The organism is Aeoliella sp., from assembly GCF_965227375.1.
GTDB lineage: Bacteria > Planctomycetota > Planctomycetia > Pirellulales > Lacipirellulaceae > Aeoliella.
In genome coordinates this window covers 1,168,631-1,191,312 of record NZ_CBDDFX010000002.1, presented here as the reverse complement: position 1 = coordinate 1,191,312, position 22,682 = coordinate 1,168,631, and the positions used below count along the sequence as shown (strand labels likewise).

Here is a 22,682-nt window from a genome sequence, read left to right as displayed (position 1 = left end):
GCACGTAGCCGGATTCGCAAGAATTTGGAGGTCCAAGAACGCACAATCGTAGCTGGATTCGCAAGAATTCAGACGCCCAACCAAGAGTTTACCCAACCTCCTCATCGTTCGACCGACCGCGTGTCACTCCATGCTCTCGCAAATGAGAGTAGACTCGCCAAAACGTTGGCCAGTAATCTTCAACGAACGGCTTGATCTCTGGATATCCTGGCAATAGGCAACTTGAGTAGGGATACACATTGAACTTGTCGACCTCTACCAAACCAGCTCGCTCGGGGTTGCGAGCTATATACTCAACAACTGTCTCGAAAGCGTCTCTCTCGCGCTCTTCTTCTGTCAGCACGTGGTCATGCCCTTGAGATTGCAATTCAAACCCAAGTGCTTTGAGCGTGGCGTTCAATTGCCGACGGAAGTACCTCATTGCCACTCTTTGGTCCGAGTCGTCCGCGAAGCCAATCCACAGTAAGTGAAAATGGTCTGGCATACAGCAGAAAATCGGGCAGCAGATTTGGTATCGAAACGCGGTGTGCGTCAGCAGCTCTCGGAATCGGTAGTAGAAGATGGGCTTCAGCCAACCTTGGCGTCGTCCCTGAATGGTAAGCGACCAGTGGACGTACGCGTGCCCCTGATAGTAGCCGGCAGGGAGTCGCCTTAGGTAGTCGCGATTCTCTTTGCGAGGCTGCATCGTCTAGGCTCCGCTTCGTATCTGAAACTCCGATCAAAAATTGCTGGATTAAGTATGTGCAAAGAGGGCAGCTAACATTGGGCAAAATCTGCAAGAAATGCTCCGAATTCTTGCGAATCCGGCTACATGTTCTCGGCGTGGCGAGTCCGTCTAAAGTCGCGCGGCCAAGTCGCCCATCACCACTACTTGCCGCTCGTCGGCGTCGGTGAGTTCAATCGTCACCACGCTCGCCCACTCGGGCAGCAGGTGTTCGACGCGGTCGCCCCATTCGATGAGCGTTATTCCGTCGCGGTCGAAGTACTCTTCGGCGCCCAGCTCCAGGAACTCATCGTCGTCCTTCAAGCGATACACGTCGAAGTGAAACACCGCCAGGCGGCCCGCGGTGTACTCGTTCACCAGCACGAAGGTCGGGCTGGTCACCGCTTCGGGGGAGTTACCCAGCGCCGTGGCGATGGCTTGCACCAAGCGGGTCTTTCCGGCGCCCAACGTACCTACGAGCGCTAACACGTCGCCCGGCTGCGCGACCGTGGCGATCTGCTGGCCCAGTCGATCCGTGTCCGCCAGGCTGCGACTAGTGAACTCGAACTGGCTCATCCCTCGCCCTGAGCAACTGTCGGTGGAGTGGTCGCCTCGCGCGACTTTTGCACGCCAAGGAGACCTTGCCGAGCCTTGAGGCACGTTTGGCGAAACGCTTCGGCGTGCGGCACGGCTGCGAGCCTTAGCACTTCCTCGCCTTCGCGGCGAAACACCAGGTCGTCGGCGCGATACCAGTCGTAGCCGGGTTGGTCGTCTTTGTCGATCGCATCGAACTCGTCCAGCTTCACACTCGCCTGCGTTGCCCGCTCGCTCCGCGACTTGCTGAGCGCGTCGAAAGGGTGTTCGATCAGCACGCGCTCGGTGGTCAGCCGGTAGCGGCGGCAAAAGGGATTGCTCGGGCCGATCACTACCAGCACCCGCGGGGCGATCTTCATCGCGTACAGCAGCACCGACAGCGGCAGCGCCGCCAAGGCGATCAACCAACCCGGCCGCAGCGGCACACCCAGCAGCGAGACGCGCGGGCCGAACGCATAAAGTTGGCCCAGCAGCCGCCCCAGCTTGAACGTGGCGACCGATGGCCACACGGCCATGATGGTGGTTTCGCGACTGGCGGAAGCAGGTGTCTTGTCCATGACCTCGAGACCTCGAGTGAAGATTACAACCGCAAATGATACCCCAACCAGGCCCGCTCCGCCACGCTGGGGCGTAGCGAGCCACTCGGCCGGCCAGTAGAGTAAACCTCATGCCCATGCACCCCGCGAGCCTCGACGAAGCCACGCTGCTGAAGGACTGCACCACGGCCACCACTCGCCGCTCCGGCCCAGGCGGGCAACATCGCAATAAGGTGGAAACGGCCGTGATCGTGACGCACACGCCCACCGGCATTTCGGCCGAAGCCAACGAGCGGCGAAGCCAGCAGGCCAACCGCCAGGAGGCGATCGCCCGACTGCGGTTGCGACTGGCGCTGGAAGTCCGCACCTCGCCCGACGGGCCGAGCGAACTTTGGCAAAGTCGCCGTTCGGGGAGTCGCATCGCGGTAAGCGACTCCCACGCCGACTTTCCCTCGCTGCTCGCCGAGGCGCTCGACCACTTGCAAGCGGTCGACTTCGACACCTCGGCAGCGGCCGAGCGGCTGCAGGTCTCGGCCACGCAACTGGTGAACCTGGTCCGCAAGCTGCCGGCGGCGCTGGAACTATTGAACCGCGAGCGATCCGCCAGGGGTTTGCGGCCGCTGAAATAGACGGACCTTCACCGATCGCCATCGTGCGGCCTACAATCGTGTTATGAAAGTATGCTTCTTTGATATCGACGGAACGCTGATCGCCAGCGGCGGGGCAGGGCAGAAGGCCTTTGCCCGCGTGTTTCGCGAGCTGTTCGGCGTGGACGAAATCTCCAAGAACGTCGCCTTCGCCGGGCGGAGCGACCGCGCCATCACGCTCGACTTGCTCGCCGCGCACGACGTGGAACCTTCGCCAGAAAACTGGCAACGCTTCCACGACGCCTACATCCAAGCGTTGCCCGAGTCGCTCGCCGCCAGTGAAGGCCGCGTGCTGCCGGGCGTCGAAGCGCTGATTGCCACGCTGGACGAAGCCGACGAAGTGGAGATTGGCCTGCTCACCGGCAACGTGATCCGCGGCGCGGAGGCCAAGCTCACGCACTACCAGCTGTGGCATCACTTTGCGTTTGGAGGTTTCGGCGACACTCACACCAGCCGCGACGAGATCGCCCGCTCGGCGGTCGAAGCCGCCGGCCAGCACATGGGCGTCTCGCCCAACGGCGACTCGCGACTGGCGGTGATCGGCGACACAGTGCACGACATCACCTGCGCCCGGGCGATCGGCGCGTACGCGGTCGCCGTGCCGACCGGCTTCACGCCGATCGAAGAACTTCGCGCCGCCGAACCCGACCTGGCCATCGAGACGCTGGAAGATTCGCAAACGCTCATCGATTGGCTCACCGAGTAAACACAGGAGCACCACGCGATGGAAAATCGCGAAATCGCCGCGCAGTTCGACAAGATGGCGGAGCTGCTCGAGTTCCAAGGCGCCAACCCGTTCCGCGTCCGCGCGTACCAGAACGCTTCGCGGCGACTGCAGGACCTGCCCGACTCGGTCGAGTCGCTCATCGAACGCGGCGAGGACCTCACCAAGCTCGACGGCATCGGCAAGGACCTGGCCGAGAAGATCACCAAGCTCGTCCAGACCGGTACGCTCCAGCAACTCGAAGAACTGCTCGAGCAAGTGCCCGAGGGCGTGCTGGCGCTGCTGCGTATCCCCGGGCTCGGCCCCAAGAAGGCAGCCGTGATCCATAAGGAACTCGGCATCGAGTCGCTGGCCGACCTGCGGACCGCGTGTGAAGAGCACAAGGTCCGCGAACTCAAGGGCTTCGGCGCGAAGACCGAAGAGGGCATCCTCGCCGGCATCGATTTGGCTGAGCGGGCGGGCGAGCGGATCTACTGGGCTACGGCCGACGAAGTGGTGCAGCGGATGCTGGCGCACTTGTCGAAGTCGAAAGCCGTGAAGCAACTCGAACCCGCCGGCAGCTATCGCCGCGGCCGCGAAACGGTGGGCGACCTCGACTTCCTGGTCGACGCGACCGACATCGATGCGGTGATGGATCACTTCGGCGCGTTCACCGACGTGGCCGACACCATCGTCCGCGGCGACACCAAGATGTCGGTGCGGCTCACCTCGGGGCTGCAAGTCGACCTGCGGGTTGTGCCCACCAAGTCGTTCGGCGCGGCGCTGCAGTACTTCACCGGTTCGAAGGAACATAACGTCGTGCTCCGCGGCATGGCGAAGGATCGCGGGCTGAAGATCAACGAGTGGGGCGTGTTTCGCGTCGCCGAAGGCGAGGAAGACGAGTACCTGGCCGGCAAGACCGAAGCCGATGTGTACAAACAAATGGACTTGCCATGCTACCCGCCCGAGCTGCGCGAGAATCGCGGCGAGTTTGCCTACAAGAAGGCCAAAGACATTCCCAAGCTGATCGAAGTTGACGACCTGGTGGGCGACTTGCACATGCACACCACCGCCAGCGACGGCAAGCAGACCATCCGCGAAATGGTCGCCGCCGCGCAGGAGCGCGGACTGCGTTATATCGCCATCACCGATCACTCCAAACGCGTCACCATGGCCCGCGGACTCGACTCCGATCGTTTGCGAACGCAGTGGGACGAGGTTGACCTGGTCAACAAGGAACTCGACGACTTTGTGGTGCTTAAAGGCATTGAGTGCGACATCCTCGAAAAAGGCGGCATGGACCTGCCCGACGACGTGCTCGCCGAGGCTGATTGGGTGATCGCCAGCGTGCACTACGGGCAGAACCAGGAGCGCAAGCAGATCACCGAGCGAATCATCGGCGCTCTGGAGAATCCGTGGGTGTCGGTCGTGGCTCATCCTACTGGGCGTCTCATTAACAAACGTGATCGTTATGCGGTCGACCTCGAAGCGGTGATGCAGGCGGCCGTGGAGAACGGCAAGCTGCTGGAGCTGAACGCCAACCCCGCGCGACTCGACCTCGACGACGTGCACTGTGCGCGGGCCAAGCAGCTCGGCATCCCGATCGTCATCAACAGCGATGCCCACAGCATCGGCGGCCTCGACGTATTGCGATTTGGAATCAAACAAGCCCGCCGCGCCGGCCTCACCGCCGGCGACGTAGCCAACACCCGCGATTGGGCAAAGCTGAAAAAGTTAGTGCGCCGCGGCTAGCGTTTCTTGCCCAATCTCTGAGCCCGAGAGGCCCGCTCAGGGCAACCTACCGATTGAACTACCTCCGACGGAGGCGTGCGAGTACCGCAGCGGCGACAGCGCCCGCGACAATTGCGGCTGATGTGGGTTCGGGTATCGACCCCGCGTGCGCGAAAGCAAAGAACCCCGAGCTGCTCACAGGATAGACCGCCTGGAACGAAGCCGGCGATTCAGAAGGGTCATCGATGAGAATCATGCCTTGATTGGGTGTACCACGGTTAGCACCGATGAATTGAATCCTTTCATCGCTACCATTGACAAGAAGGGAGAAAACGGAAGATGCATCGCTTCCGAACCCGAGAACAATTGATTCCGTGCTTACTGAAACAAAGCCGCCAGATGACGCGCGTTCGGTCAGTTCGAAAGTTGAATTCAACTCCGTAAGCAACTGCGTCGATATACCGTCGTCGTCGTCCGGGGTATTTAGCGTGATTTCCCAACTATCAAAGCACTGCCCCTCCAAGCATCCGGTGTCAACCGAATCTTCAGTTCGTGTGATGCTCCCGTCGGTTTGAATGAAACCCGAGAAGCTATAGCCAGATCCTTCGACGGCGCCCGAAGAAAGTTGATAAACCGACGCACTCGCGGTTGAAGCAATTAGGCCCACAAGCGGTAAGACGCAAATCAATCGGAAGTCTATCTTAACCATCTCGGCTCCAAGTTCGATTGAGGGGACCCAGCAAGCAAACCGATAATCACTACGACAGTTAGTGGTGTCAAGAAAAATCGACGCCGCCAAGGAAAATTGCAGCAGGACACCCGCTGCTCTTGTTTCTACACACCGAACCGCGGGGAGAACCCGGGGCACATCGTTTTGTCCCACTGGCCCAAAACCCATAAACCTCCGTTCCTCTAAGTCGTTACCCACCAGCGGCTTACGATTTCGCCCACCTTCGAGTTGTTCCCCGATTTTCAGCGGTGGTACCAAAACCCCGCCCACGAAAAACCTCCCTCGCTGACGCAACTTCTTTCGCGACAACGAGTTACGAAAACCGCTCCACAGTTAGGTTCGCCGAGTTTTGTCCCTGGTGTGTTTACGGGAGGACAAAACTCCTTAAGACGGGACAAGTTATCAGCCAGCGCATACCGCGCCCGCCAACTGCGAAGCAGCTTCTCCCATTAGATCAAATCGGGGAGCGGAATCTACGGCGATTTTTTTACACGGCGGAGATTCCAGAGATTCGATGAGCGTGACGCGTCAGCAGCTATGAAACGTGCCGGCCCAGTCGTGCGCGGAGTGGAGTTCCGTCTACAAGACTGTTACTGGGAATCCAGCCTCGCGGAGAGCCTCGATGGCGACGTCAGCGGTTTCTTCTCGGACGAGCGCGTAATCCTTCGAGTAAGTTGCAAAGAGCATGATGTTTAAGTCTTTCGAGGCGACCGCGTTGGCGATCTTTGCCAAAAACCCTTTCGTGACAAAGGGCATCGTCACCCGAAACTCGATTAGCTTGAACCACTCATTCGACTCGGAATGCTTGACGGTCGCAATCTTCGACTCCTCGGTGATCACGGTCACTTCGTCGGCATCGCGACAGACCAAGAAGTGGTCACCAACCGGCGCTTCGTCGCATTTCAGATAGGCGTAACGACCGGGATGAACCCAAGTCTCACTCGACTCGACAACTTCCTGCAACGTTGGATTTGGCATTGTTCTCAACCGGGAATGGTGTGTTCACAAGTCGGGCGGACTGACGGATTCTATGCTTCCATGGCTAGTTATTCTATCGGTGCGAGAATCCTCCGAACAGCCAGCTAGCAGCTCGGCCGAATCCCAATTTGCCGAAGTCATCGGCGCGGGGAGTACCTGAATGGTCCTCAAAACGTCCAACGAACGCGCATCCCACCCACCGCGAGAGACTCGCGGGCGTTGGTCAGGGCAGGGTCGATGATCCATTGCACGTCGGTGGAGAACTCCATCCGGGCGGTGGCTTGCCAGCGGTAGAATAGTTCCAGACCGTACTGGTCCGAGAGCCGGCGGTCGGTGGGTTGTCCCCAGATGAAACCGATGCCCGCGCGGTCGTCCTCCCACCCGCCGGGCGCGAGCCACACAAATCCGGAATTGACGAACTTCCGCAGCGCTCTGCGGCGCCCGTCGGCTTGCGAGAAACGGAAGAACGCGCCATAAGCGTCGCCGAGCGGTTGATCGAAGCTGAGCGCCAAGCCGCGTCCGCGAGGTTCGGTCTCGGTCGCGTCGATCCCGTAGTACATTACGCGATACCATCCCCGCGTGCCGCCAATCTCCGGCCGAAGCGTCAGTTGGCCCGCGTAAAACCAGCGGCCGTCGCCCAGACTGCGGAAGTCCGGGTAGTGCCCGTCGGCGGTCGCGTCGCTGATGATGCCGACCAGTTCGACTCCCTCCGTCAGCTCGCCGTCGAGCGCTAGCCCCAGACCCGCCAGAGGAAACGCACGAACGGGGTTCGTGGCCAGCGGCTCGGAGAAGAAGTAACCCGTGTCGTCGCCAGAGTAGTGATTCAGATCGACCAGCACGCCAGGGTCCAACTGACCGATGAGCGCTTGGAACCGCTGGTCGCTAGACGATTGCTCCCACACCAACATGTCCAAAGAACTGAACATGCCATCGGCGTCGTTGTAGTTCGGCAGCCACACCGTACCTGCCGCGTCGGCGAACTGTTGCGTGTTGGTGCGCGTGAAGTTGTCCTGCACTTGATAGTAGTACGCGTACACGCGGCCCGTACCCAATCGCGACTGGCAGATATCCCACTTCGCGTAGGCGTCGAGTTCCTGGTTGATGGTCCAGTTGTCGGGCCCACCTTGGCTGCCAGGCTGATACATCTGCGTGTAGTACGCGATGACCTCCGGGCCGCCGCTGTTTTCCACGTCGATCAGCCACCGAGACGGGGACTCCAAGAGTCGGTCGAGCGGCCCGCGGCCGAAGTGCGAGGTGCGAATGCTAGCAAAGCTCAGCGGGCGATGCTCCTCGAACACGCTCCGCGGGTCGACGTCGCGGTTCTGTCCGTCCGCAGAAAGCGGACATAGCACGAGCGCAGTGATCGATAGCATGCCGACCACCCACCCAGGCGCCCCGCCGAAGCGCCGACAACTTTGCCACTGCGGTGCCAGCATGGTAGCTAGTATCGGACCGCGGCGCGTTGTCGCACCAGGAGAAGTATTGGGGCAGGGGACGGGCGACGCAGGTACATTAACCCAACGGAATAGATGCGCCCGAATGCGGAGGTTGTTTCGCCCCGCGCAGAGCTACACTCGCCAAGGCGAACAACGCTAACAGCACGCAGGAGCTTGGCTCAGGCACGGCGGTGCCGGCTAGAGCACTTGATGGTGGTAGCGAGGTCCCGAAATTGACCTTCCACGTTTCGTATTGCGCCGTTCCGATCATTGTTGCGTCGATGTCGTTCAGCAGCGTGCCGGCCGCGGCGCCAAGATTGTTCCGCCACACGGTGTAGTCGGCGATGTTGACGGCGCCATCGTTGTTGTAATCGCCAGCAATGCCCGACACGGCCGTTAGCACGACGTCGTTTCCGTCGCCGCCGGTGTAGCTAATCTGAAAGCTGCTGCTGCCAACCGAGAACACGGCGTTAGGATCGAGTCCGTCAAATTGGCCGGAGCTGGTTCCGCCAACCTCGAGCACCGGTAAGGTGTCGCCGAGCGTGGGTGCGTAGCTGAGCACCAACCGCACGTCTAACATGCCACCCAGTGCAGCGTCTTCGGCGACGCTGAGTACATCGAATTGGCCCGCATCGGCGCCGCCGAGTTCGATCAATGCAGTTGCTCCGGCGTGCAGTTCCAAATCAGCGACCGTAAGCTGGCCAAGCGTGAGCCCCGGACTGACGGTTCCGCCGGATTGGACGGAGAGTGTGCTGTCGAGTTGGCCGTCACCGGTGACAATGCCGCTGCCTGCGACTGTCACGTCATCGGCCGCCACGGTGCCAGCGACATTCAGCTTGCCGAGGGTGGCAGAGATATCGCCTGCAAAGTCCGGACTGTCGCCAGTGATGCGAAACGTGCCGGCGCTGTTGAGTAACAAGTTGCCGCCGCCTGAGAGTAATCCGATCGTGTTGGTTCCTTCCGCCTCGACTTCCGTACCGTTCTTGATAAGCAGACTCGGCAGGTTGACCCCCGCAAGGCTGAGGTAGCCCTCGGCGAGTTGGAACTGGCCTTCGAAAGTGCCGCTGTCGCCCGACAGTGTGAGATAACCGGCGCCTACTTTCTTGACGTTTCCTGTACCGGTGAAGTTGCCGGCAAAGGTACTGGCGGAGTTGTTGCCGCCGATTTGGAACTCTTGCTGATTTGCAACGTTCAAAGTACCGCCGCCGGTCAACTCGCCTACATCGTAGACCACCGTGAAGCCGCCCCCGACGGTGGTGCCCCGCACCGAGGCACCGGAGTCAATCGTTAGCGTGGAGCCGGCCAGCATTCCAGACGTTCCGTAGCCGAACGTGCCCGACTTCACGTGAATGTCGCCGCTGAACGTCGACGACGAGCCAAAGTCGGACAGACTCCCGAAACCTTCGATTACCAGGTTGTTGTCGCCTTTCAGATCGCCCATCAAAAACACATCGGCAAGGCCAGTGTTGATCGTTGCCCCGTTGCCGGTGATCTCCATCTCTTGCGGGAGCACCAACGAACTGAGCGTCGTGGTGAGCGTACCGGTCGCACCAATGCTGATTTCGCCAAAGCTCGGAGCGGCGTCGAAGCGGAATTCTCCCTCGGCGATTTCGAGGTGACCGGTGAGGCTGGGATTGGCCTCCGGAAACACCCCTTGCCCTGTGCCCGTCTTCAGAACACGGCCTGGGCCGGTGAAGCCGGAGTGCATTTGTGCCTGGCCAGTGGGGTCGAGGCGTAGCGTGCCGTCCGAAGGCACGTGAAGCGCCGCGGGCAGGCTTGGCGTATTGCCAAAGGTAAGCGTGCCCGTGAAGAGGCCCCACGTGCCGGTGAAGTTGCGATTGTCGCCGGTGAAGCGGTGCTCGCCCTCTCCAAACTTCTGCACCTGGCCACTGCCCGTGACGTCGCCGGTGAAGTCGTGATCGGAATCGAAATAGCCAACCCGCATAATGTGGCCGTTGGGATTGACCGTTCCGCCGCCGCTCACACCGCCAAAGTTTTCGTCGCCATCGAGCCGCAACGTCGCCGCGCCATGGAGGGTGATGCCGGTACGATTGTGAAATGTATCCCAGTCGGCGCCTGAGACGAGCGTGCCCGCCTCGACTACGATCGATCCCGTGTAGTCAGCCGCGTCGTTGTTGACGGACAACGTGCCGGCTCCCTTCTTGGTCAATACGCTGTCGGTGGGGCCATCCCATTGTCCGGAATAAGCGATGTCGTGGCCATTGGTGTCGATGGCGCCATTGTTGATAAAGACCTGCAATGCGACGCTCAAATCGTTGCTGGCCTGCAACGTGCCACCCGACGAGAGTTGTAGAAAGTGGTTGCCTAGCGTTCCAAGTCGATTCGCCGCGCCGACAACCAGTGTGGCACCCTGTTCGACAATCAATCCGTCGCTCGTAGAGTTGCCACCGAGGATTTCAACCGTGTTCTGAGCACCCCGGATCCAGATTCTCCCGGGTCCGGTGATATTGCCTGTGAGAACGGAATTGGCCGGGTTTTCGCCGCTCTGACTAAAGACCAGGTCGTGTCGATTGCCCAAATCGATCACGCCACCTCCGCTGACCGAACCGACAAGGAAGGTCTCCACGCGATCGTCAGACGGATCGACATCCTGTAATTGAATGAAATCGTTCAGCGCCACGTCGCCGAGGATGATCCCACCACCGGGACCTACGACGATGCTGCTACCGTTGCCGACATTCAATCCAGTGCCGTAGGCTGCGACGGCCGCGCCGTTTTGCAGGATCAGTCGGCTTCGCTCCAGTCTAAAGCTATTGGTAGCGGTGATTGTTCCGCCATCGATGATAAGGGTGGCCCGTCCATTCTCGTTGTCGGCCGACCGCTGCACCAACACGTCTTTGGCGATCGTTTCCATGTCGTAGAAGTACACGTCGGCGTTTCCATACTCGATGCCTGGCCCGCCGGCGTCGTGGATCTCGTTGGAGAGGATGCTGAGTTTTCCACCCGTTCCGGTGTTAGGATCAGGAGTGATTTTCAGTTCGACGTTTCCCGAGTCGTAAAAATCGGCGATAATGTCGACCACATTGTTGTTGAGCGCCGCGCGCCGTTCGGTGCCGATCGCTATGTTCCGTACCTCGACATCGCTGCTCAGCGTGATGTTCGGCGCATTGCTTACCATGATGGGGGCAATCAACACGGTGTCCGACGCGACGGGAAACAACTGACTATCACCAGGGTCGGGATCGGCCCAGTCGTCTTCGTCATACCATTGGGCGTTGTGGGGAAAGAAGTACTCGCCTGGCAATCCCGAATCAACCACTTCCATGGCCCACTCGTCCGCATGGGCGGACGAGACTGCCACCAGGCAACCGGCGGCAAGGACCAGCGGTCCAGCGAAGGAACGCAGAAACTGCTGCCGGTGGCGGGCGGTCAGCAGCATGGCTAGGCGATGGGTGCGGATTCTCAGCATGTAGTGTCTTCTCCAGAAGCAGTCGATTCGGCGTACAGCAAGCATGCGGCGATCCCCACCAGCAGACGCTCCTATGCGATAGACCGATCCAGTTGAGTCGGCCGAGGAGCGGCTGGCGCCGCGGAGAGATTGGCCGATTATCCATGGCCAGGCAGAAGAATGCGATAGTCTAAATAGACTGTTTTGCGGTTATCTGGCGGCCGGTACTCGCTATCCCAGCCACATCGATATTAGCCCGGCCCGATTGTTGACACCGAACTTGCGATAGATACCGGTGACGTAGTTGTGAGTAGTCGAAACAGCCCGACCAATCTCCGCGGCGATTTCCTTCTCGGTCTTGTCAGTCAACAGCTGCAGTACGATCGAACGCTCCGTCTCCGTCAGCACTTCATCCCCCACCAATAGACCGTGACTGAGAAACAGCCTTCGCTGAAACCAGCGCACACTACGCAAGGCTGTGCCGATGATGTTTGCCTGGTCCGCGTCGAACCGCTTGCCATCACCCGCAACCTCAAAACAATAGCACGACTCGGTGTCCTCGTTTAACGGCGTGACGACATAGATTCGATCGGTCAGACCGTAGGGCATCTGGTACTCTTTGAAATGCTCCGTTTGTTCGTACTCGCTGATGTCGACCAATTCGCGCAATAGCCGGATACGAAAAGTCCCCGCTTCGCGCATAATGGCGATCGATGCGGCACCGACCGTTTCGGTTAAGTGCTGGTTTTCGAGAAGCTCGTCTTGCCTTTGCAGGTAGACGTTGGGGATTCTGTAAGGCTCCTGAACTCGAAGACGCCACCCTCCGAGTGGATCGCGGGCCGCTAACTCGCCATCGGCCACACGCAGCAAGCCACACCAGTAGGCGTAGTCCGCATTGAGCCAGTCGGCGAGCGCCTTCATTAAGTGAATGTTTGCCGCTGACGACTCATTGGGCGGAAACGCTTCCAATTCGTCCCACAGTTGGACTAGCTTGTTGAATACCACAGGTGAAAATTCCATAGCGATAAAGCTTAAGCCGCAATCGGCGGACGTCAACTCCGACCAATCTGCAGCTTCCACCCCACGAACCATTCACACCACGGTGTGTGAGAGTGAGCGGATACCGAGGGAGGTTGCAACGCCCGGAAGGGCAAGTGCGACTCGACCTACAATGCAGCGGGGTCTTCACCGGCCGCGCGCTAGCAGCACTGTGAGCATTGGCGAGAAAGAGAAAGGCATACGGAGGTTGTTGTTCGCGGCGTCGCTTTAGAGTACTTGGAACGCCGCTCGTATCGCCAGGAGTGAGACAACACCTCACCGATCCCCCAGCGGCTTCTCATTCAGCCAATTCGCTTCGACCAGCGTGGCGGTGAGGTCCAGCTCTTCTTCTTCGCGCAGGACGCGGATGGTGACTGTGTCGCCGGGGTCGTATTGGGCGATGCGGGTGGTGAGTTCGTCGAACGTGGCGACTTTGTGGCCGCCCAGGGAGAGGATCACGTCGTCGGCTTTGAAGCCGGCCTTTTCGGCGGGCGTGTCGCGTTGCACGGAGCTGACGGTCGGCGCGCCGCCGTCGAGTAGCACGATGCCCAGCGCGGCGCGGCTCTTCAGGCGCACGCGCAGCTCGGGGTGTTGCTCTTTGAGCTGCGCGACCACTTGCAGCGTGGCCTTCGTTTCGATCAGCTCCAGCACCTCGAGTCCGTCGATCTTCGCTAGGCACTTGGCGATCTCGTCGTCCACCAGGCGCGAAGCGATTCGCAGCACCGCCACGTGCCGCAGCTTGCAAAGCTGGAGCACGTCTTGCCGGGTGCCCGTCCACGATTCGCAGTTGGTGTTCAGCTCCACTTGCGCGCCGATGTCGTACGGCGTGCGGGCTTCGGACGACACGGTGAACTCGCCGCCGAGTTTCTCGAAGCTCGTGCGGCAGATCTCTTCGTACAGTTCGGCCAACTCCAGCTCGGCCGTGCGAACCACGGCGGGGAAGCGTTTGCTGGTTACCAGTAGCTCGAGCGCGGCAAGTTGCACCGGCTGCTCGCCCGTCTCGGCCAGTTGCTGTAGCACCCACACCGCGCGGTGAGAAGCTTCGAGCGACGGTCCGTGCAGGGCCTTGGCCAGGTAGGGCACGGCCGGCGCGCCGGCGGTCACCAACGAGTCGGTCGCCTGCTCGCGAATGGCGAACTTTCGCGCGTCGAGGTCATGCACCCAATCGGTGAGCTGCTGGTCGCTGGGAGCGACCTGCACGACCTGAGTTTTGTCCGCAGGTTGGTCCTCCGCCACAGCAGGTGCGACCACCAAGCAGACAGCCGCGAGCAACGCGCGTTGCGCAAAAAGAATGAAATGTCTCACCACGTTCTCCATGCGGGGATTTTCATTGGCGGCGAACCTTAGAAGATTTCGCCGCCGGTGCCTACGTCGTTGTGCCCGCGGATGTAACTCTGGGGTGTTTGCGCCGTTTTTGCCGGTTATGCAACAGTTGCCACGCCGCGGCGGCCGATGAATGCCGTGGGCCCGTGCGTGCGGGTGCTGCATGCTATCATTCTACCTTGTTGCTCAAATCGGTCGAATCTTGTTCGCCAAGACTGCAATCCGCCGTTTCGCCGCGATGGTGCTCGCTGGGGCGATCTTCGCGCTGGGCGGTTGCGCGGCCCTAAACCCCGGTCCGCAGTGCCATTGCCCAAAATGCGAGCAGCAGGTGCACGCCGACGAGCAGATGCTGGTCGACCTGCAGCAGGGTTTTCGCGATCTGGTGCTGGGAACCGACCATGAAAAGGACAGCTTGCCGCCGCGCCGCGCCAGCCGCCGGCCGCAGCGACAGGTTGCCCAACACCGCAGCACCGACCGCCGCACCGCCCAACGCAAGTCGCCGATTCGCAAGGTGAGCAACACCGCGCCGGCTGAAGTGGTGGAGGCACCCGCCGCGGAAAGCGCGGCATTGGCCACGGTGGATGCTGGCAACTGCGAGGCGCCGCCAGCCGAGGTTTCTCAAGCGTGTTGCGAGTTGAGCCTGTGCCCGACGATGGGCCCCGCGCCGGTGGTGGGTCCGCCGCCGCGATTCTTTCCGGTGCCAGCACGCCCGGTGTTCTCTCCGCAGCCGCCTGGATATGGGGTTCCGGCAGCGCCAGCACTGGAGCCGCTGCCGATGTCAAACTGGGGCGAGTCTACGGACGCCAGCTTGTAGGCTTTAAGCCGGTCGTAACGAGTGGTCGATCACACCCAAGCACGCCCAGCATTCGTTTCGGGCAGGCACCCGCAATCGTAACCACCCGTCACACGGTGGCGCGCCTGCCTGGCAAGCTCGCCCCCTCCGCCCCAGTGCCCACCATGCCCGACACCTGCAACGACCGCCTGAGGGGCGGACTAATCGCGTTTGCCACCCTGACTTGCTGCTGTTTGGCAGCCACGATGGCCGCGGCCGACGAAATCTCGCCCAACCGCCTGACACCGCTAGTCCGCGCGGTGCAAAAGGCCAGCCCTTCGGTCGTGAACATCCAGGGGCAGAAGACGGTGGCCGATCTGGCCAACGGTTCCAAGCACGACGGCACCCGCCAGGTAAACGGCATGGGCACCGGCGTGGTGATCGACCCCCGCGGTTACATTCTCACGAACCACCACGTCGTCGACGGCGTGAAGCAAATCAACGTCACCTTCGCCGATCGACGTAAGTACGTCGCCAAGATCGTGGCGTTTGACCCGCGAACCGACTTGGCGGTTATTCGGGTCCGGACTTCGCACTTGTTGCCAGTGATTGAAATTGGCACCTCGTCGGACCTGATGCCGGCCGAGTCGGTAGTGGCGGTCGGCAACGCGTTTGGGTACGAACACACCGTGACAGTAGGCATCATCTCCGCACTGCACCGCGACGTGCAGGTGAGCGAAACGCAGTCGTACGACGACCTGATTCAAACCGACGCCAGCATCAACCCGGGCAACTCCGGCGGACCACTGTTGAACGTCGATGGAAAGATGATCGGCGTGAACGTGGCCGTCCGCGCCGGAGCCCAGGGCATTGGGTTCGCCATTCCGATCGACGCCGCGATGGAAGTGGCCGCGCGGCTGGTGAGTGTCGAAGAGACGGAGAATCGCTGGCACGGCTTGACGCTTCGCACCAACGCCGCCAAGCAGCAAGTGGTGGTGGAACGCGTGGCCAGTGGCAGCCCCGCGGCCGATCACGGCTTCCGCCCCGGTGATGTCATCACGCGAGTTGGCGACGTGAAGACCGAGCGCCGCCTGGATGTCGAGCGAGCGCTGCTGGGCACCAACACCGCCCAGACGGTGGTTGTCGATCGCGGTGGCGAATCGACCGAACTACGCCTGGCGGCTGAGTCGATTCGCTCGCGTCGCGGCGGTGGTGGCACCCGTCGACTGATGGCCGATCGCTCCGATTCGTGGGACACGCTGGGCGTGGAACTCGAACCCGAGCCGGCCAGCACCTTCTCGGGCAAGAAGTCGCAGTACCGCGGCGGGCTTCGCATCGTCGAAGTGCGTCCCAACAGCCCCGCCGAGAAGGAAGGCCTGACCGCCGGCGACATTCTGGTCGGCCTGCACAAGTGGCAAACCGCCTCGATGGACGACGTGGACTACATCCTCACCAAGTCGAGCCTGCCGCGGATGAACCAGGTGCGGTTCTACATCGTCCGCAACGACGAAACGCTGTACACCGACGTGAACGTCGCCTCTGCCACGTCGCGCAGCACGCTCCGCCGGTAGCGAACACCGCCACTTGCAGTCGCACTGCAAACCTGCGCCAATGAGTTGAGTAGGCAACTCACTCCCTGGCAGGACCTCTCGCGGTGGAACTCGACTTCGTTCGTTGGCTGACCGAACAAATCGCCACTGGCGACGCAGTGACCGTCGGCATTGGCGACGACGCAGCCGTGCTCAACGTGCCGGCCAATCGGCAACTGGTGGTCACCACCGACATGCTGATCGACGGCGCCCACTTCGAACTCGGCCGCCATACGCCCGAGCAGATCGGCCGCAAAGCGCTGGCGGTGAACCTCAGCGACCTGGCCGCCATGGCCGCCGAGCCTTTGGCCGCAGTGGTGTCGCTGAGTCTGCCCAAGGCGGAGGCAAACTCCACGCTGGCGCGCGATCTCACCAGCGGCATGACGGTGCTCGCCCGCCAGACTCAATGCCCCGTGGTAGGCGGCGACACGAACGTTGCCACCGGGCCACTTGTCGTGAGCGTTACCGCCATCGGCACGGCGGAGCTTGGCAAAGCATGGCTCCGCAGCGGTGCGCAAGCAGGCGATCGACTCTTGGTCAGCGGAACACTCGGCGGAAGTATGCAGGGCCACCACCTGAGCTTCACGCCTCGCGTAGCCGAAGCCCTCGAACTGGCCGCTCAGTACGAAGTAATCGCGGCGATGGACCTGAGCGACGGACTGGCGCTCGACCTGTCGCGGATGATCCAGGCGAGCAACGTCGGCGCGGTGGTCGACATCGCCAACTTGCCCATCAGCCAAGCTGCAAACGAAATGGCTCAGCAGTCCGGCAAGTCGCCCGTCGCCCACGCTTTGAGCGACGGAGAAGATTTTGAACTGCTACTCGCCGTGCCGCCGGCAACTGCAACTAGGCTACTCGCCGAACAGCCACTCGAGTGCGGCCTGACCGACGTAGGCGAGATCGTCGCCGGTGAAACATTGATGCAACGCGACGCCGCGGGCGCAACTTCGCCGCTCAAAGCAGAAGGCTACGAACACCGATAGTCGCCGTTCGCTCCGCGAACGAGTGCCCGCCCACCAGCAAACCGTCATCATCCCGCTTCGTACCGCCGATAAAAAAACTCTCCCTCCCGCAAGCGAGCCTTCTTAGGGTTGTCCCGAATATAGTCGCGCAAGTATTCGTATTGCTCTGGACTTCGCACCAGGTGATCGAAAGGCTCACTCTGCCAGAACTTCCCGCTCGTTCCGAGCCGCTTGTTGATCTGCACAGCCGTAAAGTGCAGCCAGGAATTGAACTGCTTTTGCATCGACTCGGCGGAACCAAACGCGCACAGCAGATGAACATGGTTCGGCATGATGACGAAGTCGCCCATGCGGTATCGTTCGCCGTCGAAGTGGAGCAGCGAGTCGGCCACAACACTCGCAAGCGTTTGGTTTCGCAGCACACATTGCCCCAGACTGTTGTCGAGAAGCTCCTCGCGCATTCGATTGAAGTGCTTGGCGAAGGTGGCTCGATCTGCGGGAGAAAGGAGTTCCACTGCCTTACTCCAGTGAATATCTCCTCGAATATTTCGGAACTCCAGCCACTCCCGTTTTTCTTCTTCCCACCGCTCCAGCACCTTGCTTGGAATGGAATCAAACGTCCGGAAGGTGACGAAGACGATCGTACCGCTTTGAGCCCAGTGAGGTCGGCATTGCTCGCCGATGAGTAGTTCCTGCTTGGGGTCGAAGACTTGGCCGAGCATTCAACTCCCCCCTTTGGAGTGTTTGCACTCAAGTGTCTTACGCTGGTTCGCGGAGCGAACCGCGACTATCGGAGTCTCTCCGCCGCTTCCAGCGCGAAGTACGTCAGAATCCCATCCGCGCCGGCGCGTTTGAAGGCCAGCAGGCTTTCCATCATCACCTTGGTGCGGTCGAGCCAGCCACGTTCGGCGGCCGCGCACAACATGGCGTACTCGCCGCTAACCTGGTAGGCGAACGTGGGCGCGGCGAATGTTTGTTTCACTCGCGCGACGATGTCCAGGTACGGCATGCCCGGCTTCACCATCACCATGTCGGCCCCTTCGGCCAGGTCAAGGGCCACTTCGCGCATCGCCTCGTCGGTGTTCGCCGGGTCCATCTGATAGGTGCGTTTATCACCGGTGCCGAGGTTCGCTGCCGAGCCGACCGCGTCGCGAAACGGGCCATAGAACGCCGAGGCGTACTTCGCCGCGTAAGCCATCAGTTGCACATGCTCGTAGCCTGCAGAGTCCAAGCCGCTGCGGATTGCGCCGATGCGACCGTCCATCATGTCCGACGGAGCGATAATGTCGCAGCCGGCGGCCGCTTGCACTTTGGACTGCTCGATCAGCACTTCGATCGTCTCGTCGTTCACCACGTAACCGTCGCGCACCAAGCCATCCTGCCCATGGCTCGAGTAGGGATCGAGCGCCACGTCGGCCAGCACGCCAATCGCGTCGCCATGCGCTTGCTTCACCGCGCGGATCGCGCGGCACATCAGGTTATCGGGGTTTACCGCTTCGCGGGCGTCGTCGGTTTTCAGTTCAGTCGGCGTGGCGGGGAACAGCGCGACGACCGGAATCTTCAACTCCACCGCACGGCCGACCGCTTCGACGGCCCGATCGACCGAAAGCCGCTCGACGCCCGGCATTGAGGGAATCGGCGTGGCAGTGTTCTCGCCCTCCTGAATAAACAGCGGCCAGATCAGGTCGCTGGGCGACAGCGAACTTTCGGCTACGAGCCGGCGGGACCAATCGTGGCGACGGTTGCGGCGCAGTCGCGTAGCGGGATACTGGCCCCAGGGACCGACAGGGTTCGAATGGGAATCGGACATGAAAACAAGCGGTAAACGGGCGGGATGAAAACTGGCCTCCATTATCCTCACGCGAAGCGCTAAAATCTAGCAGCGAACCTACTTGCAATAGATCGAATCTCCGCACCAACCACGCTGGCATGACTCAACGCCCCAAAATATCCGTCGGACCGTTTCACTTTTTCTCCACCGGCATCCGCATCAGCGGGCGGCCGTCGCTCGACGATTGGCAAGGCCCGCTGCAGTTCGCCATCTGGTGCCAACGCGCGGGGCCGTGGTGGATTGGCGATTTGATCAATGCAGGCGAGGACGGTTTCGGCGAGTCGTTTTCGCAGATGTGCGAAGGGCTGGTGTCGACCGAAATGCTCAGCCGCTACGCCTCGGTGGCGCGACGCGTGCCGTTCGAGAACCGCCGGCCGAACCTCTCGTGGTCGGCCCATGCGGCCGTGGCGCGGCTCAATTCGCAGGAGCAGCGGCGACTGCTGGCTGCCGCGGATCGCGAAGGTTGGACCAGCGACGAGTTGCGCGTCAAAGCGCGCGAGCTTAAAGAGAAGAAATGAATAAAGCTCGCTCCGTCAGCGGTTCTGGGCGAGCAGTACGATTACGCCGACGAGCACTACCAAGCCGACCACAATCAGCAGGATGCGCATGTTGGGTGTCTTGCTGGTGTCGGTCTGCGCCGCTCCTTCTACGAGCCGCTGCGTCAAATTCTGCGGCGGGGGTGCCTCGCCCGACTCACCTTGTTCGGCGTTCGCTTGCTCCTCCGGCTCCGGTAGCTTGGCAGGAGTGAACTCCTCGGCCACCTGCTCGCCCGCCAAAATCGCGGCCAGCGCATCGCGCACCTCGCTCGCCTTCCCAGGGCGATGCGTGACGTCCTTAGTCAGAAGTAGCGCGACCAGATCGTCGAGCGCCTGCGGGCGGTCGCCGCGGGGTCCGTCGATCGCGGGAATGTCGTTATAGAGGTGGGCTTCGAAGATCTCGATGATCGTCGCCCCATCGAACGGTGCGCGGCCGGAGAGCATGCGGTACAACAGGCAACCCAGCGCGTAAACGTCCACCGCGCCGGTCAGTTCTTCTTCGCCGCGAACCTGTTCCGGCGCCATGTATCGGCACGAGCCGACCGTGTTGCCGCTCATCGTCAGTCGGTGCAAGTCGGCGTCGCGGGCGAGGCCGAAGTCGCCGATCTTTACCAACCCATCCTTCGACAGGAACAAGTTGGCCGGCTTCAGATCGCGATGGATCACCCCTTTGCTATGGGCGTGGTCCAACCCGTCGCAGATTTGCATGGATACTTCCACCGCCTCGCGCCAGGGGAGCGAACCTCTCCGGTTGAGCACCGAATCGAGCGAGCCGAACTCCAACCACTCCATGGCCAGATAGATGCGGCCATCGTCCAAGCCGCAATCGACATAGTGCACCACGTTCGGGTGATCGAGCTTCTGCAGCACGGAGACTTCGCGGACAAACCGGTTCTGAATGTCCGGCTGGCCCGCCATCCTCTCGTGCATCAGCTTCACGGCGACCATATCGCCGGTCTCGCGGTTACGCGCCTTGTAGGCCGACCCCGCCGCGCCTGATCCAAGCGTCTCCAGCACTTCGTAGTCGCCCACGAATTGCACAACGTCGCTCATTGGTGAATGCCTTTATGCCGCCTGGCAAAGAAAGGGAGGGGGACTGGAGAATACCACCGACCGCCACGGTACGCAAATTTCACTCCACCAGGTCGACGAACTCGAACTTGCCACCATCGAACAGCCCGAGGTCGCTGAGCTTGAGTGCGGGGATCACCAATAGAGCCATGAACGACAGCGTCATGTACGGAGCACGCAGCGGCGAGCCCCACTCCTTCACCAACCGATCGAGCTTGCCATACGCGTGACCCACTTCCTCACACGTGCCCGTTGCCATCAGCCCGGCGACCGGCAGCGGCAGCACCTCGGCCACTCCGTCGGCCACCGAAGCCGCGCTCAGACCGCCGCGGCTGTCCATCACCAGATTTACCGCGGCCACAATGTCCTCGTCGGAGGTTCCCACCGCAATCACGTTATGCGAATCGTGCGCGACGCTCGACGCCAACGCTCCCTTGGTGAGTCCGAAGTTCTTGATAAACGCCACGGCTGCTGGCGCTGCGCTGTAGCGGTTCACGACGACCAGCTTGAGAATGTCGCGATCGGTGTCGGCAACCACTTGCCCATCGACAACTTTTGGCTCTTCGGTCAAGCAGTTGGTGACGAGTTGACCGTCAATGGCTTCGATCACTCGTAGCGACTTCGCACTGCCGCCCTCAACCCGTAGTTCCTCGGCCGTGATGTGGCGCGGCTCGAACTGGTTCGCCTCGTGCACCTCGACGCGGGGCAGGGGAGTGCAGCCATTATCGGCGACGCACTCGCCGTTGATCCAGGTCCGCTGGACATTGAACTCCTGGAGCGAGTCGACCTCGATGAAGTCGGCCGGGTCGCCGACGCGGAGTTGGCCGACGTCGAGCGAGTAATGTTCGACCGGCGTGACGCACGCCGCGCGGAGCACCTCGAACAGGTCGATCCCCGCGGCGACCGCGCGGCGGACCAGCACGTTGATGTGCCCCAGCAGCAATTCGTCGGGATGCTTATCGTCGCTGCACAACATGGTCATGCCGGGATGCTCGCCGATGAGCGTGTAGAGCGCGTCGAAATTGCGGGCCGCGGAGCCTTCACGGATCGAAATCTTGCAGCCAGCCGCCAGCTTGTCGACTGCCTCCTCCTTGGTGAAGCACTCATGGTCCGTAGTGATGCCGGCGGCGATGTATGCGGCGGCCGTCTCGCCTCGCAGGCCGGGGGCGTGGCCGTCGACTGGTTTGCCGACCTTCTTGGCCGCGGCCACCTTGGCCAAACAGTCGGGGTCGCCGTGGAGGATGCCGGGGAAGTTCATCATCTCGCTCAGGTATCCAATCCGCGGATCGGCTAGCAGCTTCTCGACTTCCTCGACCGTGATCGTCGCGCCCGCAGTCTCGAAGGTGGTGGCCGGCACGCAGGAGGGCGCGCCGAAGCAGAACTTCAGCGGACTCTGGGCGGCATTCTCGAGCATGTACTCCACGCCGGCCGTGCCCAGCACGTTGCCAATCTCGTGCGGATCGCTCACCGTGGCCACCGTGCCGTGCAGCACCGCGGTGCGGGCGAACTCCGTCGGCACCAGCATCGAACTCTCGATGTGCACATGGGCATCGATGAAGCCCGGCAGCAGATAAGTGCTCGGCTGCTGGCCCTCGACCGGCGTGATGCTGGCAATGCGGCCATCCTCCCACACCACTTCGGCAGGCGTGATCTTACGATTGGCGATATCTACAACGTTGGCAATGACGGCAGGCATGTCGTTCCGTGATGTCAAAAAGCGAATGGTCTAGTTGGTTCCGAGCACGTCGGTGGGGAGTTCAGCCACGGATGAACACAGATGGACACGGATTGAATCGCGTAAGGTGCGAAGCGTTGGGACAGCGCGACCGAAACCGCAATCAGCCCGCGTTCCAAATACCAAGTATCCGTGTTTCATCCGTGTTCATCCGTGGCTCAATCGAGCACTCGAGTTAGCGTCCCGCACAACCTACCCGCAAACGCCGGGAAGCTCTAGCAGTGCTAGCGGGAGGCCTGCGAAAAATAGCCAAACTTTTCCGAAAGTATCGGTTGTAGGGTGGCCGATACCATCTGTCAGGTACGAAATCCTGGGGGGGCCCGGGCGGACCGCTGTTACCTGAGCAGCGAGAAGCCCA

At 61.3% G+C, this 22,682-nt stretch carries 20 protein-coding genes; 7 read left to right on the top strand and 13 right to left on the bottom strand.

The annotated features are described in order from the left end of the window. Positions 1–88: 88 nt before the first annotated feature. From ACQK2L_RS17925 to ACQK2L_RS17915, 3 genes are all read right to left on the bottom strand, one after another. Complete coding sequence (locus ACQK2L_RS17925) at positions 89–685, bottom strand: hypothetical protein (protein WP_425398407.1); 597 nt, start codon at positions 683–685, stop codon at positions 89–91. Positions 686–835: 150 nt separating this feature from the next. Further along, the gene (gene tsaE / locus ACQK2L_RS17920) at positions 836–1,279 is read right to left on the bottom strand and encodes a tRNA (adenosine(37)-N6)-threonylcarbamoyltransferase complex ATPase subunit type 1 TsaE (RefSeq protein WP_425398406.1); all 444 of its coding nucleotides are present in this window, start codon (positions 1,277–1,279) and stop codon (positions 836–838) included. After that, positions 1,276–1,854, bottom strand: a complete 579-nt coding sequence (locus ACQK2L_RS17915; RefSeq protein WP_425398405.1) for a PH domain-containing protein — start codon at positions 1,852–1,854, stop codon at positions 1,276–1,278. Before ACQK2L_RS17915 ends, tsaE begins: the two co-directional genes overlap by 4 nt. 110 nt (positions 1,855–1,964) lie before the next feature. On the opposite strand from ACQK2L_RS17915, the gene ACQK2L_RS17910 reads away from it, so the two are divergent. Genes ACQK2L_RS17910 through polX form a run of 3 tightly spaced genes read left to right on the top strand, consistent with a single transcriptional unit; the run spans position 1,965 to position 4,935 of the window. Beyond that, positions 1,965–2,462, top strand: a complete 498-nt coding sequence (locus tag ACQK2L_RS17910) for a peptide chain release factor-like protein (RefSeq protein WP_425398404.1) — start codon at positions 1,965–1,967, stop codon at positions 2,460–2,462. Positions 2,463–2,505: 43 nt separating this feature from the next. Continuing rightward, positions 2,506–3,186: an HAD family hydrolase gene (locus tag ACQK2L_RS17905; RefSeq protein ID WP_425398403.1), complete on the top strand. Its 681-nt coding sequence runs from the start codon at positions 2,506–2,508 to the stop codon at positions 3,184–3,186. Between the two features lie 18 nt (positions 3,187–3,204). Continuing rightward, complete coding sequence (gene polX / locus ACQK2L_RS17900) at positions 3,205–4,935, top strand: DNA polymerase/3'-5' exonuclease PolX (protein WP_425398402.1); 1,731 nt, start codon at positions 3,205–3,207, stop codon at positions 4,933–4,935. A 58-nt stretch (positions 4,936–4,993) separates the two neighbouring features. Here polX and ACQK2L_RS17895 read toward each other — a convergent pair whose 3' ends face one another. The 6 genes from ACQK2L_RS17895 to ACQK2L_RS17870 form a co-directional block, all read right to left on the bottom strand. Beyond that, complete coding sequence (locus tag ACQK2L_RS17895) at positions 4,994–5,623, bottom strand: hypothetical protein (RefSeq protein WP_425398401.1); 630 nt, start codon at positions 5,621–5,623, stop codon at positions 4,994–4,996. Between the two features lie 600 nt (positions 5,624–6,223). Further along, positions 6,224–6,622, bottom strand: coding sequence for an ACT domain-containing protein (locus ACQK2L_RS17890; RefSeq protein ID WP_425398400.1), 399 nt, complete (start codon positions 6,620–6,622; stop codon positions 6,224–6,226). 167 nt (positions 6,623–6,789) lie between these two features. Beyond that, the gene (locus ACQK2L_RS17885) at positions 6,790–7,995 is read right to left on the bottom strand and encodes a carbohydrate porin (protein ID WP_425398399.1); all 1,206 of its coding nucleotides are present in this window, start codon (positions 7,993–7,995) and stop codon (positions 6,790–6,792) included. A 139-nt stretch (positions 7,996–8,134) separates the two neighbouring features. Further along, complete coding sequence (locus tag ACQK2L_RS17880; protein WP_425398398.1) at positions 8,135–11,488, bottom strand: autotransporter-associated beta strand repeat-containing protein; 3,354 nt, start codon at positions 11,486–11,488, stop codon at positions 8,135–8,137. Positions 11,489–11,698: 210 nt separating this feature from the next. Further along, the gene (locus tag ACQK2L_RS17875) at positions 11,699–12,487 is read right to left on the bottom strand and encodes a response regulator transcription factor (protein ID WP_425398397.1); all 789 of its coding nucleotides are present in this window, start codon (positions 12,485–12,487) and stop codon (positions 11,699–11,701) included. A 294-nt stretch (positions 12,488–12,781) separates the two neighbouring features. Beyond that, the gene (locus ACQK2L_RS17870; RefSeq protein WP_425398396.1) at positions 12,782–13,810 is read right to left on the bottom strand and encodes a S1C family serine protease; all 1,029 of its coding nucleotides are present in this window, start codon (positions 13,808–13,810) and stop codon (positions 12,782–12,784) included. 181 nt (positions 13,811–13,991) lie between these two features. Between ACQK2L_RS17870 and ACQK2L_RS17865 the strand changes: the two genes are divergently transcribed. From ACQK2L_RS17865 to ACQK2L_RS17855, 3 genes are all read left to right on the top strand, one after another. Next, complete coding sequence (locus ACQK2L_RS17865; RefSeq protein WP_425398395.1) at positions 13,992–14,642, top strand: hypothetical protein; 651 nt, start codon at positions 13,992–13,994, stop codon at positions 14,640–14,642. Positions 14,643–14,785: 143 nt separating this feature from the next. Continuing rightward, complete coding sequence (locus tag ACQK2L_RS17860; protein WP_425398394.1) at positions 14,786–16,171, top strand: trypsin-like peptidase domain-containing protein; 1,386 nt, start codon at positions 14,786–14,788, stop codon at positions 16,169–16,171. Between the two features lie 83 nt (positions 16,172–16,254). Beyond that, positions 16,255–17,172, top strand: coding sequence for a thiamine-phosphate kinase (locus ACQK2L_RS17855; protein WP_425398393.1), 918 nt, complete (start codon positions 16,255–16,257; stop codon positions 17,170–17,172). A gap of 47 nt (positions 17,173–17,219) precedes the next feature. Here ACQK2L_RS17855 and ACQK2L_RS17850 read toward each other — a convergent pair whose 3' ends face one another. Then, positions 17,220–17,873: a transposase gene (locus ACQK2L_RS17850; protein WP_425398392.1), complete on the bottom strand. Its 654-nt coding sequence runs from the start codon at positions 17,871–17,873 to the stop codon at positions 17,220–17,222. 65 nt (positions 17,874–17,938) lie between these two features. Then, the gene (hemB, locus tag ACQK2L_RS17845) at positions 17,939–18,961 is read right to left on the bottom strand and encodes a porphobilinogen synthase (RefSeq protein WP_425398391.1); all 1,023 of its coding nucleotides are present in this window, start codon (positions 18,959–18,961) and stop codon (positions 17,939–17,941) included. 119 nt (positions 18,962–19,080) lie between these two features. On the opposite strand from hemB, the gene ACQK2L_RS17840 reads away from it, so the two are divergent. Then, positions 19,081–19,500, top strand: coding sequence for a hypothetical protein (locus ACQK2L_RS17840; RefSeq protein ID WP_425398390.1), 420 nt, complete (start codon positions 19,081–19,083; stop codon positions 19,498–19,500). Between the two features lie 15 nt (positions 19,501–19,515). Here ACQK2L_RS17840 and ACQK2L_RS17835 read toward each other — a convergent pair whose 3' ends face one another. Further along, the gene (locus ACQK2L_RS17835) at positions 19,516–20,571 is read right to left on the bottom strand and encodes a serine/threonine-protein kinase (protein ID WP_425398389.1); all 1,056 of its coding nucleotides are present in this window, start codon (positions 20,569–20,571) and stop codon (positions 19,516–19,518) included. 79 nt (positions 20,572–20,650) lie between these two features. Further along, positions 20,651–22,285, bottom strand: a complete 1,635-nt coding sequence (ade, locus tag ACQK2L_RS17830; RefSeq protein WP_425398388.1) for an adenine deaminase — start codon at positions 22,283–22,285, stop codon at positions 20,651–20,653. Between the last annotated feature and the right edge of the window lie 397 nt (positions 22,286–22,682).